At 71.0% G+C, this 12,685-nt stretch carries 9 protein-coding genes; all 9 read left to right on the forward strand.

Annotated elements, in window-relative coordinates; translation table 11 throughout:
- Positions 1-19: 19 nt before the first annotated feature.
- The 9 genes from ACFWGP_RS03235 to ACFWGP_RS03275 all read left to right on the forward strand — a co-directional run bounded on the left by ACFWGP_RS03235 (position 20) and on the right by ACFWGP_RS03275 (position 12,526).
- Entirely contained in the window at positions 20-1,843 is a 1,824-nt protein-coding gene (locus tag ACFWGP_RS03235; protein WP_275505889.1) for a penicillin-binding protein 2, read from the forward strand.
- A 13-nt stretch (positions 1,844-1,856) separates the two neighbouring features.
- Positions 1,857-3,404: a Mur ligase family protein gene (locus ACFWGP_RS03240; protein WP_275505888.1), complete on the forward strand. Its 1,548-nt coding sequence runs from the start codon at positions 1,857-1,859 to the stop codon at positions 3,402-3,404.
- Positions 3,401-4,813 (forward strand): UDP-N-acetylmuramoyl-tripeptide--D-alanyl-D-alanine ligase, encoded by a 1,413-nt coding sequence (gene murF, locus ACFWGP_RS03245; protein ID WP_275505887.1) that lies wholly within the window; start codon positions 3,401-3,403, stop codon positions 4,811-4,813. Before ACFWGP_RS03240 ends, murF begins: the two co-directional genes overlap by 4 nt.
- A 150-nt stretch (positions 4,814-4,963) precedes the next feature.
- Positions 4,964-6,058 carry a phospho-N-acetylmuramoyl-pentapeptide-transferase gene (gene mraY, locus ACFWGP_RS03250; protein ID WP_231431202.1) on the forward strand — a complete coding sequence of 365 codons (1,095 nt, stop codon included), beginning with the start codon at positions 4,964-4,966 and terminating at the stop codon, positions 6,056-6,058.
- Positions 6,055-7,599, forward strand: coding sequence for a UDP-N-acetylmuramoyl-L-alanine--D-glutamate ligase (murD, locus tag ACFWGP_RS03255; RefSeq protein ID WP_376930110.1), 1,545 nt, complete (start codon positions 6,055-6,057; stop codon positions 7,597-7,599). Before mraY ends, murD begins: the two co-directional genes overlap by 4 nt.
- Complete coding sequence (ftsW, locus tag ACFWGP_RS03260; protein WP_231431200.1) at positions 7,559-8,827, forward strand: putative lipid II flippase FtsW; 1,269 nt, start codon at positions 7,559-7,561, stop codon at positions 8,825-8,827. Before murD ends, ftsW begins: the two co-directional genes overlap by 41 nt.
- Complete coding sequence (murG, locus tag ACFWGP_RS03265; protein ID WP_231431199.1) at positions 8,824-9,915, forward strand: undecaprenyldiphospho-muramoylpentapeptide beta-N-acetylglucosaminyltransferase; 1,092 nt, start codon at positions 8,824-8,826, stop codon at positions 9,913-9,915. The genes ftsW and murG overlap by 4 nt, the downstream gene beginning before the upstream one ends.
- A gap of 93 nt (positions 9,916-10,008) precedes the next feature.
- A complete protein-coding gene (gene murC / locus ACFWGP_RS03270) occupies positions 10,009-11,409 on the forward strand; it encodes a UDP-N-acetylmuramate--L-alanine ligase (protein ID WP_376930111.1) in 1,401 nt (466 codons plus the stop codon).
- A gap of 13 nt (positions 11,410-11,422) precedes the next feature.
- Entirely contained in the window at positions 11,423-12,526 is a 1,104-nt protein-coding gene (locus ACFWGP_RS03275) for an FtsQ-type POTRA domain-containing protein (protein WP_231431197.1), read from the forward strand.
- The last annotated feature ends 159 nt before the right edge of the window (positions 12,527-12,685 follow it).

A 12,685-nucleotide genomic window follows, 5' to 3' on the forward strand; every position in this document is an offset into this window, starting at 1 on the left:
AGGGCCGAGGAACCACCGGATGAAGCGAACGACCCGGCACCCGATGCGGAGGATCATCGTCTCGGCCGTACTGCTGGTGGTCCTCGTCGGCGTCTTCGTCGTGAAGCTCGTCGACATCCAGGTCGTGCGGGCGTCCGCACTCAACGCGCAGTCGCAGGATGCCCGTTCGACGCCCGTGAAGGTCTGGGGTGCGCGCGGCGACATCGTCGACGCGAACGGAACGGTCCTGGCGGACAGTGTCATGCGCTACGACATCGTGGTCTCCCCGAAGCAGGCGAAGCTGGCCGTCGTCGAGCGCGTGGCGTCGGAGTCGGGCGACACGACGAAGGAGGTCGACCTCACGACGGAGGAACTGGTCGCCGGTCTCACGCCGGCTGCGGCCGAACTCGCGCCCGTGGTCGGCCTGACGACGGACCAGGTCGTGGGGATCATCACCTCCAAGCTCGCGGAGAACCCCGACTCGGATTTCGCCTTCATCGCGAAGCAGGTCGACACGGCGACATACGACGCGGTGAAGGCGCTCGAGATCGCCTGGGTCTATCCGAAGGAGCACCCGAGCCGCACGTACCCGAACGGCGCGGTCGGCGGCAACCTGCTCGGCTTCGTGCAGGCCGACGACGGCACGCCGCTCGCCGGGCTCGAGCTCGCGCAGGACCAGTGCCTCGCGGGCACCGACGGCGAGGTGAGCTACCTGCACAGCGCATCCGACTGGGTTCCCATCCCGGGCACCGAGATCGTGCAGAAGCAGGCGAAGGACGGCGGCACCCTGAAGCTCACGATCGACGCAGACCTCCAGTTCTTCGTCCAGCGCGTGCTCGAGGAGCAGCGACGCGCGACGGGTGCCGACTGGGCGACGGCCACGGTCATGGAGGTGAAGACCGGGCGACTGCTCGCGGTCGCCGACGTGCCGACGGTCGACCCGAACGACCCGTCCGCGACCGACGCCGACGACCGGGGGTCGCGCACCTTCACGGCGCCGTTCGAGCCGGGTTCGACCTTCAAGGCGATCACCGCCGCCTCGGTGCTCGACGCGGGCAAGGCCACGCCGCTCGACCAGATCGTCGCGCCCTACAAGTACTACCCGTCGAACGGCGCCGACATCAACGACAGTGCGTTCCACGAGGACGAACGGCTGACCCTCACCGGTGTGCTCATCGAGTCGTCGAACACGGGCATGTCGAAGTTCGGAGAGCGCCTCACCGACCGTCAGCGCTACGACGACATGAAGAAGTTCCACCTGGGCGAGCAGACCGAGGTCGGCTTCCCGAACGAGGAGACGGGCGACCTGCACGGCGACCCCGACGAGTGGGACAACCAGACGAAGTACGCGACCATGTTCGGCCAGGGCCTCACGACGACGGCCGTGCAGATCGCGAGCGCCTACCAGACGATCGCGAACGGCGGGGTGCGCATGCCCGTGCAGCTCGTCGACGGCTGCACGACGCCCGACGGCGAGACGACGGCGCCGCCCTCGAAGGGCGAGCGGGTCATCTCGGAGAAGGCGGCCGACGAGACCTCGCAGATGCTCGAGCGGGTCTACGCCGAGGGATGGCTCGCCGACACCTGGAACATTCCCGGCTACCGGGTGGCGGCGAAGACCGGTACGGCCCAGTTCGCCGACGGCAACGGCGGCTACCGGTCGGGCTACCTGGTCTCGGTCTCGGGCTTCGCCCCGGCCGACGATCCCGAGTTCGTGGTTTCGGTCAGCATCAACAATCCCGTTAAGATGAACTCGTCCGCCGCATCCGCGCCCGTCTTCCAGAAGGTGATGAGCCAGGTGCTGAAGAAGTATCGGACCGTTCCATCCGGCGCTCCGGCGCCCGATCTGCCAGCCACCTGGTGAGAAAGTTGGGTTCGTGACCGGATCGCCTCCAACGGCCCTCCGGCCGCAGCACCCGAGCCCTCGATCGCTCCGCGGCCTCGCCGAGGAGTTCGGGTTCGAGGTGCGCGGCGAGCTCGGCGACCTCGAGGTCTCCGGCGTCGGCCTCGCGTCGGGCTCGGTGCGCGCCGGCGACCTCTACGTCGGCGTGCCCGGGCGCAACGCGCATGGCGCCCAGTTCGCCGGCGCCGCGCGTGAGTCCGGAGCCGTCGCGCTGCTCACCGACGAGACCGGCGCGTCCATCGCCGAGGGCGCCGGCCTGCCGGTGCTCGTGACGGCCGACGCGCGCTCGGCGCTCGGCTCGGTCGCCGCCTGGATCCACCGCACCGAGGAGAACCCCGCCTCGACGTTCGCCGTGACCGGCACCAACGGCAAGACGAGCGTCGTCTACCTGCTCTACGGCATCCTCCGACAGCTCGGTGTCACGGCCGGCCTGACCTCGACGGCCGAGCGCCGCATCGGCGACGAGGCCGTCACGAGCTCCCTGACGACGCCCGAGGCGAGCGAACTGCACGCACTCCTCGCCCGCATGCGCGAGGTCGACGTACGAGCGGTCGCGATCGAGGTGTCGGCGCAGGCGCTCAGCCGCCATCGCGTCGACGGGCTGGTCTTCGACGTGGCGGGGTTCACCAACCTCAGCCACGACCACCTCGACGACTACGCCGACCTCGACCAGTACTTCGAGGCGAAGCGCGAGCTGTTCCAGCCCGAACGCGCCCGCCGCGGCGTCGTCACCGTCGACTCGGCGTGGGGCGACCGGCTCGTGGCCGAGTCGCGCATCCCCGTCACGACGCTCACGACCACCTCCGATCGCGCGGCCGACTGGCGCGTCACCGTGCTCGACGAGCAGGCCGCGTTCACCGTGTTCGCCCTCGAAGGGCCCGACGGTCGCCGCATCGAGACGAAGGTGCCCCTGCTCGGCTGGTACATGGCGGCCAACGCGGCACTCGCGATCGTCATGCTCACCGAGGCCGGATACGACCTCGACCGCATCGCCGCGGTGCTCGAGCGGGACGGCGGCATCGACGCCTACATCCCCGGCCGCGCTGAGCGCATCTCGGGCGACCGCGGCCCCGTCGTCTACATCGACTACGGCCACAGCCCCGATGCGTTCCTGCAGACGCTCGGCGCGATCCGTCGCATCACCGAGGGCCGGGTCATCATGCTGTTCGGCGCCGATGGCGACCGAGACACGACGAAGCGCGCCGAGATGGGCGCGATCGCCGCCCGCGGCTCCGACGTCGTCGTGATCACCGACTTCCACCCGCGCAACGAGGATCCGGCGGCCATCAGGGCCGCGCTCATCGCCGGTGCGCGCGAGGCGGTGCCCGATCGCGAGATCCACGAGATCCCCGACCCCCGCGCGGCATTCCGCGCTGCGCTCGCGCTCGCGCAGGATGGCGACGCCATCCTATACGCGGGTCCCGGACACGAGGACTACCACGAGGTGAAAGGCGTCAAGATCCCGTACTCCGCACGTGAAGACTCGAAGCAGGCCCTGCGCGACGCGGGGTGGCTGTCGTGATCGCCCTGACGCTGGCCGAGGTCGCCGAGGCGACCGGCGGTGTACTCCGGCTCGACGGCACTGAGGCGACCCCGCTGACGGTGGTCGCAGGCGCGGTCACCACCGACTCGCGCGAGATCGGAGCGGGCGACCTCTTCGTCGCCAAGCGAGGCGAGTTCGACGACGGGCACCGCTTCGCACCCGCTGCCGCCGAACAGGGCGCGGCGCTCCTCATCGTCGAACACGCGCTCGACCTCGCCGTGCCGCAGGTCATCGTCGCCGACTCGGTCGACGCGCTCGGCGCACTCGCGACCGAGGTCGTGCGCCGCGTCCGTGCGCTCGGACGGCTCCGCATCGTCGGGGTCACCGGGTCGAACGGCAAGACGACGACGAAGAACCTGCTCCGGGCGGTGCTCGAGCGCATCGGACCGACCGTCGCGGCCCGGGCGTCCTACAACAACGAGGTCGGCGCACCCGTCACGATGCTCGAGCTCACCGACGAGACCGAGTTCCTCGTCGCCGAGATGGGGGCCTCCGGCGTCGGCGAGATCGCGCGCCTCGTGAAGATGGCGCGGCCCGACGTCGGCATCGTGCTCAAGGTCGGGCTCGCCCACGCCGGCGAGTTCGGCGGAATCGAGCAGACGGTGCGGGCGAAGTCCGAGATGGTCACCGACCTCCTCGAAACCGACGTGGCCGTGCTCAACGCCGATGACCCCCGCGTCGTCCCGATGGCCGGCCTGACCGCTGCACGCGTCGTCTGGTTCGGACTCGGCGACGCCGCCGACGTGCGCGCCACCGACCTGCGCGTGCACGCGCGCGGCACCGACTTCACGGTGACGGTACCGGGTGGCGACGAGGCCCGCGTCCACTTCGGCGTGCTCGGCGAGCACCACGTCATGAACGCCCTGGCGGCGGTTGCGGCATCCCTGCAGCTCGGCGTCGGCCTCGCCGACATCGTGACCGCCCTCGAGCAGGTCACCCTCGCCGAGCGCTGGCGCATGCAGCTCATGGGCGGCCGCGATGACATCACCGTCATCAACGACGCCTACAACGCGAGCCCCGACTCGATGTCGGCCGCGCTCAAGACACTCGCCCAGGTGAAGACGCCCGGTACCCGCACGATCGCGGTGCTCGGCGAGATGAGCGAACTCGGCGAGTTCTCGGGCGAGGAGCACGACCGCATCGGCCTGCTCGCCGTGAGGCTCGGCATCTCGCAGCTCGTCGTCGTCGGGCAAGGCGCGCGTCGCCTGCACATCTCGGCGATCAACGAGGGCTCGTGGGACGGTGAGTCGGCGTTCGTCGAGACCGCCGACGAAGCGTTCGAGCTCGTCACCGCGAGCACGCAGCCCGGTGACACGATATTGGTGAAATCGTCGAACTCGGCGGGTCTCCGCCTGCTCGGCGACCGACTGGGAGAATGGTTCGCGTGAGCGCAGTTCATCATCACGGCGAGGCTGGGCAGGCGAACTGCCTGCTCGGCGACCGACTGGGAGAATGGTTCGCGTGAGCGCAGTTCACTACCGCAGCGGGACTGGCCGGCCCGACGGCCTGCTCGGCGACCGACGGGGAGGTCGGGGCGCGTGAGAGCACTGCTGACCGCCGGGGCGTTGTCGCTCGCCTTCACGCTGTTCCTGACGCCGCTGTTCATCCGGCTGTTCACCCGCCTCGGCTGGGGGCAGTTCATCCGCGACGACGGGCCGCAGAGCCACCACGTCAAGCGCGGCACGCCCACGATGGGCGGCATCATCTTCATTCTCGGCACGCTGTTCGGCTATTTTTCGGCGACGCTGCTCACGGGTGAGGGCGCGACCGCATCGGGCCTGCTCGTGCTGCTCATGATGGTGGGCCTCGGCGTCGTCGGATTCGTCGACGACTTCCTGAAGACGCGCAAGAAGCAGTCGCTCGGCCTCGGCGGCTGGGCGAAGGTCGGTGGCCAGGTGGTCGTCGCGACGGTCGTGGCGCTGCTCGCCCTGCAGTTCCCGAACCACATGGGCGTGACGCCCGCGAGCACGAAGATCTCGTTCATCCGCGATCTGCCGCTCGACTTCATGGTGTTCCCCACCGTGATCGGCATCCTCCTCTACGTCATCTGGAGCTGCCTCATCACCGTCGGCGCCTCGAACGGCGTCAATGTGACCGACGGTCTCGACGGCCTCGCAGGCGGCGCCTCGATCCTCGCGATCGGCTCGTTCGTCATCATCGGCTTCTGGCAGTTCAACCAGTCGTGCGCGGCCGTCGGACTGAACGAAGACGACCGGTACCGCTGCTACGACGTGCGCGATCCGCTCGACATCGCCATCGTCGCCACCGCGATCGTCGGCGGCCTCATCGGCTTCCTCTGGTGGAACACGAACCCCGCCAAGATCTACATGGGCGACACCGGCTCGCTGGCCTTGGGCGGTGCCCTCGCCGCGCTCGCGATCGTCAGCCACACCGAGCTCCTCGTCGTCATCATCGGCGGCCTCTTCGTCATCGAGACGGGCTCGGTGATCGTGCAGCGGGCGTACTTCAAGCTCACCCACGGCAAGCGCATCTTCCTGATGAGTCCGATCCATCACCACTTCGAGCTCAAGGGCTGGGCCGAGGTCACGATCGTCGTGCGCTTCTGGATCATCGCCGGACTCTTCGTGGCCGCCGGCGTCGGCGCGTTCTACTTCGAGTGGCTGCAGCGTTGACGGCGGATGACCCGGGCCGCGCCGCGAACCGCCTCGACACGCTGACGAGCTGGAACGCCGACTGGCGTGGTCTCCGTGTCGCCGTGCTCGGCGTCGGCGTGACGGGTTTCGCCGTCGCCGACACACTGACGGAGCTCGGCGCCGAGGTGCTCGTCCTCGCCCCCGACGTCGACGACGACCGCGCGCGGATCCTCGACGTCATCGGCGCGCGGCTCGTGCGGCACCCGCTCGACGCGGTGCCCGACGAGCTCGTCGCGTTCGCCCCCGACGTCGTGGTCGCCTCACCGGGATTCCATCCCGACCATGTCGTCCTCGGATGGGCGGGGAGCGAGGGCGTGGCGGTATGGGGCGACATCGAGCTGGCCTGGCGGGTGCGCGACAAGGTGAACGCGGCCGAGTGGATCCTCGTGACCGGCACCAACGGCAAGACCACGACCGTCCAGATGACTGCGACGTTCCTCGCGGCGAACGGCCTGCGCGCGGCGCCGTGCGGCAACATCGGTGTGCCCGTGCTCGACGCCGTGCGCGACCCGGCGGGCTTCGACGTGCTCGTCGTCGAGCTGTCGAGCTACCAGCTGCACACGTTGCCGACCACGGGTCCCGGTGCCGTGCACCCGTGGGCGAGCGTCGTGCTCAACCTCGCCGACGACCACCTCGACTGGCACGGCTCGTTCGAGGCCTACCGCGCTGCGAAGGCGAAGGTCTACGAGAACACGAAGGTCGCGTGCGTCTACAACCGCGCCGACGAGGCGACCCTGCGCATGGTCGAGGACGCCGAGGTCGAGGAGGGCGCCCGCGCCATCGGCTTCGGGCTCGACGTGCCCGGACCGAGCGACTTCGGCGTCGTCGACGGGATCCTGTGCGATCGGGCGTTCCTCGACGACCGGCGTACGGCCGCCCTCGAGATCACGACCCTCGACGAGCTCGAGCCGCGCGGGCTGGCCGCGCCGCACGTCGTCGCCAACATCCTCGCCGCCTCCGCGCTCGCGCGTTCCCACGGGGTCCCGGTCGGTGTGATCCACGACGCACTCGCCGAGTTCCGGCTCGACGCCCACCGCATCGAGACCGTCGCCGTCGCCGGTGGCATCCGCTGGATCGACGACTCGAAGGCGACGAATCCGCATGCCGCCGAGGCATCCCTGAAGGCCTTCGGCCGGGTCGTCTGGATCGTGGGCGGCCTGCTCAAGGGCGTCGACGCCGACTCGCTCGTCGCAGCGCACGTCGGCCGGCTGCGCGCCGCGGTCGTCATCGGTCGCGATCGCGCCGAGCTCGTCGATGCGTTCCGGCGACACGCGCCGCAACTGCCGCTCTTCGAGGTCGTCGCCGACGACACTGAGCAGGTGATGCCCGATGCGGTCGCACTGGCTGCGGGGGTCGCCGAGGACGGGGACACCGTGCTCCTCGCGCCCGCGGCGGCGTCCATGGACCAGTTCGCCGACTACGGCGATCGCGGCCGGCGGTTCCACGAAGCGGTCAGAGCGATGCTGGGAGGTGAGGCGGATGGCGACTCCGCCCCGCACGAGCCGCCCGCAGAAGGCTGAGCCCGCCCAGCAGGGCGTCTCGGCGGCGCGGATCCGCCTGGGGCGGTTGTTCCGCGCCGAGTCGGCCGACTACTTCCTGCTGCTCGGCACGACCCTCTTCCTCGTCGTGCTCGGCCTCGTCATGGTGCTCTCCTCCTCGCTCGTCGAGTCGTACCTCGAAGACGGCGGCCTCCTCGACCAGGCGGTGCGACAGGGCGTGTTCGCCGTCATCGGCATCCCAGCCATGCTCATCGCGAGCCGGCTGCCAGAGCGATTCTGGATGCGCGTCGCCTGGCCGGCGCTCATCGTCACCTGCATCCCGCAGCTGCTCGTCGTGGCGACCCCGATGGGCATCGAGGTCGGCGGCAACACGAACTGGCTCGCGATCGGCCCCGTGCAGTTCCAGCCGTCGGAGTTCATCAAGGTCGCCCTGGTCATCTGGCTCGGGCTCATGGTCACGAAGAAGCAGGACCGGCTCGACGACTTCACGCACGGTATCCTGCCGATCCTGCTCGTCGGCGGCGGTGCGATCGGGCTCGTGCTCCTCGGCGGCGACCTCGGCACCGTCATGATCATGGGCGCGATGCTGCTCGGCGCGCTCTTCCTCATCGGGGTGCGGCTCCGGTTGCTCCTGCCGCCGATCATCATCGCCGTCGTCGGGTTCGTGATCGTCGCGTTCTCGAGCGAGAGCCGCATGCGCCGCATCACCTCGTTCCTCGACGCGAACTGCGAGGCCGGCGGCACGGGCGACGCGGTCAACGACTGCTGGCAGATCCAGCACGGTACCTTCGCCCTCGCGAACGGCGGCATCTTCGGCGTCGGCCTCGGGAACTCTGCGGCGAAGTGGTCGTGGCTGCCGGCAGCCGACAACGACTTCATCTTCGCGATCATCGGCGAGGAGCTCGGCCTCATCGGCGCGATCGTCGTGATCGGCCTGTTCGTACTGCTCGCGATCGCCTTCGCGCGGGTGTTCCGCGGCGCGGGCACGCCGTTCGGCCGGGCGGCCACGGCGGCGGTCATGGTGTGGGTGATCGGCCAGGCCTGTGTCAATATCGGTGTCGTGCTCGGAGTCTTCCCCGTCCTCGGTGTCCCGCTGCCGCTCGTCTCCGCGGGAGGCACCGCCCTGCTCACGACCCTCGTCGCGATCGGCGTCGTCCTGTCGGTCGCGCGGACGCCCGAGGCATCCGCCCGCCTCGCCGCCCGTTCGGCGGCGCGAAGGGCCCGTGCGGCGGAGCGAGCCGCGCGATGACCGTCTACCTGCTCGCCGGCGGCGGAACCGCCGGCCACGTGAACCCCCTGCTCGCCGTCGCCGATCGCCTGCGCGAGCGCGATCCCGACGCCGAGGTGCTCGTGCTCGGCACGGCCGAGGGGCTCGAGGCGAGGCTCGTGCCGGCTCGCGGCTACGAGTTGCTCACGATCGCGAAGGTCCCCTTCCCGCGGCGGCCGAACCGTGCCGCCGCCGCGTTCCCGGCGCGGTTCCGTCGTTCGATCTCGGATGTCTCGGGCATCATCGCCGGTCGTGGTGTCGACGTCGTCGTCGGCTTCGGCGGGTACGTCTCGACTCCCGCCTACATCGCTGCGCGACGTGCCGGCGTCCCGGTCGCGGTGCACGAGGCGAACGCGAAGCCGGGCCTCGCGAACCGGCTCGGCGCCCGTCGCGCGGATGCCGTCGGCGTCGCGTTCGAGGGCACGCCGCTGCCCGGCGCCGAGGTCGTCGGCATGCCGCTCCGCCGCGAGATCGAGACGCTCGATCGCGCTGCGCTCCGAGGCGAGGCCGCGGGGTTCTTCGGACTCGATGCGTCGAAGCCCGTGCTCCTCGCGACCGGTGGTTCGCTCGGCGCACGTCGCATCAATCGCACGATGGTCGACAGTGCCGAGGCGATCACCGGTGCCGGCTGGCAGGTGCTGCACATCACGGGCGCGACTTCCGAGGTCGACGATCCCGGTGTCGCCGGCTACCGGATGGTCGAGTACGCCGACCGCATGGACCTCGCCCTCGCCCTCGCCGACCTCGCGGTATCCCGAGCGGGCGCGGCGACCGTGAGCGAGCTCTCGGCCCTCGGCATCCCCGCCGTGTACGTGCCGTACCCCGTCGGCAACGGCGAGCAGCGGTTCAACGCCGCGGGCGTCGTCGCGGCCGGTGGCGGAATCCTCGTCGACGACGCCCGGTTCCTTCCCGAGTGGGTGGCCGCCGAGCTCGTGCCGCTGCTCGCCGACCGCGAACGCGTCGCCGCGATGGCATCGGCCGCGGCGACGGCGGGCGTCGCCGACGGCACCGACCGCATGGTCGCCCTCGTCGACCGCGCGCTCGGCGGGGGAGCCGCGGGCCGCGCCTGAGACGCGTAACGTGGAAGCAGCGGAACCACCCGCCCCGAACGCGCCCGCCGGCGCACCGACGACCCCGACCGCACCGAGGAAGAGCGCCCGAACGTGACCATCAAGCCCGATCTCTCGATCCAGATCCCCGCCGAGCTCGGCGCCGTGCACTTCGTCGGCATCGGGGGGTCCGGCATGAGCGGCATCGCGCGCCTGTTCATCGGTGCCGGCCATCGGGTGACCGGCTCTGACGTGCGCGACTCGGCGAACATCGCCGCGCTCCGCGAGCTCGGTGCCGAGATCGCGATCGGGCACGACGCCGTGAACCTCGGCGACGCCGAGGCGGTCGTCGTGACCGGCGCGCTCTGGCAGGACAACCCCGAGTACCAGCTGGCCCTCGAGCGCGGGCTGCCCGTGCTGCACCGCTCGCAGGCGCTCGCCTGGCTGATCTCGGGCCAGCGCCTCGTGTCGGTCGCCGGCGCCCACGGCAAGACCACGTCGACCGGCATGATCGTCACCGGCCTCCTCGCGCTCGGGGCCGATCCGAGCTTCGTGAACGGCGGCGTCATCGACGGGCTGGGCGTCTCGTCGTCCGCAGGCGAGGGCGAGCTCTTCGTCGTCGAGGCCGACGAGTCCGACGGCTCGTTCCTCCTCTACGACACCGCCGTCGCGCTCATCACGAACGTCGATCCCGACCACCTCGACCACTACGGCTCGCGCGAGGCGTTCGAGCAGGCGTTCGTCGACTTCGCCGACCGCGCCTCGGAGCTCGTCGTGATCTCCTCCGACGACGCCGGTGCGCAGCGCGTGCACGAGCGGCTCGGCCACGCGAACGTCGTCACGTTCGGCGAGGCGGCGGATGCCTCGGTGCGGGTGCACTCGATCGAGACCGACGGCCCGGTGGCCTTCGTCATCGCCTATGACGGTGTCGACTACGCGGCGAGGCTGCGCATCCCGGGCAAGCACAACGCGATCAACGCCGCAGGCGCGTTCGCCGTGCTCGTCGGGCTGGGCTTCGAGCCGGCCGCCGCGCTCGAGGGCATCTCCCGCTTCACCGGCACCGGTCGCCGCTTCGAACTCCACGGCACCGTGGGCGGCGTGAGCGTCTACGACGACTACGCGCACCACCCGACGGAGGTCGCGGCGGCACTGGCCGCGGCGCGCACCGTCGTCGGCGACGGACGCATCATCGCCGTGCACCAGCCGCACACCTACAGCCGCACCCAGGCCTTCGCGAAGGAGTTCGCCGAGGTGCTCGAGGAGTTCGCCGACGAGACCGTCGTGCTCGACGTGTACGGTGCCCGCGAGGATCCGGTGCCCGGGGTGACTGGCGCACTCGTGAGCGAGCGGTTCGCCGATCCCGAGAAGGTCGCGTTCATCGCCGACTGGCAGGCGGCCGCCGACCACACGGCGAAGATCGCCCGCGACGGCGACTTCGTCATCACCCTCGGCTGCGGTGACGTCTACCGAATCGTGCCGCAGCTGCTCGGATCGCTCGAGCGGGAGCGCGGGTGACGGCGGGCCGCGCGTGAAGCGGCCGCAGGGCTTCGACGGACGCACGCCGCGGCGCCCGAGGCGAACGCCGGCGCCCGAGCCGCGGGGCGGTGCGGACGCCCCCGCGGCGGGAGCCGATCCGCTCGGCGCCGTACGAGCGCCCGCGCCCGCCGGCGCGGCCGGTCCGTCGCTCCGCTACGGCGGGAGGGACGCAGCCGACCGCGTCACGACCGAGCCGATCGTCGTGGTCGAACCTTCCGTGACGATTCCCGTGGGCGGTGCCGTCCGAGCACCGGGCGCCGCGGCGCCCGAGGTCGAACCCGGGCCGGCTGCCGCGACGGCGGACCATACCGGCGATCGGCCGGCCGATGCGAAGTCGGCCAGGCGCGCACTCGCGGCCGCCGAGCGCGAACGCCGGCGTTACGAGAAGCAGGAGGTGCGCCGGTTCACGAAGCGGTCGCGCCGTCGTCGGCTCACCTGGTGGATCGCGGGCGGAGCGGTCGCGGCCGTGACCGTCGGCATCGTCGCGGGCGCGTACTCGCCGCTCATGGCGTTGCGCGAGGTGCGCGTCGAAGGAGCCTCGCGCATCCCCGCCGACTCGATCGCGGCCGCGTTCGACGGCCAGCTCGGCACCCCGCTGACCCTCATCACGGGCGAACAGGTGCATGCGGCACTCGCGGACTTCCGGCTCATCGAGACGTATTCGGTCGAGACGATCCCTCCCGGCACGCTCGTGGTGCGGATCGTCGAGCGCACGCCGGTCGGCGTCATCGAGGCGAAGGGCGGCGGTCTCGAGCTCGTGGACGCGGCCGGGGTCGTCATCGACCGGCCGGCCGAGCGTCCCGACGGGCAGCCGCTCATCGAGGTCGACGGGGGCGTCGGCTCCGAGGGCTTCAAGGCCGTCGCCGCGGTCGTGCGGAGCCTCCCCGCCGAGGTGCGCAGCCAGCTCGTCGGCGCCTCGGCGGAAACTCCCGACGACGTGCGGCTCGAGCTCGCGGGCGGGGTGCCGGTCGTCTGGGGCGGCGCGAACGACTCCGGTCTCAAGGCCGACGTGCTCGCGACGCTCATGAAGGCGGCGCCGCCCGACACGGTGCCCGGCTACGACGTCTCGTCGCCGGAGGCTCCGATCACGGGTTGACGCGGGGCGCCGGAGGGTTCGCGAGGGGCCCGGGCGACCATCTCGACGGTCGGATCGCGACACGCCGGGCTCGCCTTGCTCGACGCGCCCGCGCGGCGACCTACCGTCGTCTCAGGAATTGCATACTCAGCAAAACTTTAACCTTCGACTAGAGGTTCA

Origin of the sequence: Agromyces sp. NPDC127015 (genome assembly GCF_042725165.1) — a bacterium.
In the GTDB taxonomy this organism is placed as follows: Bacteria; Actinomycetota; Actinomycetes; order Actinomycetales; family Microbacteriaceae; genus Agromyces; species Agromyces chromiiresistens.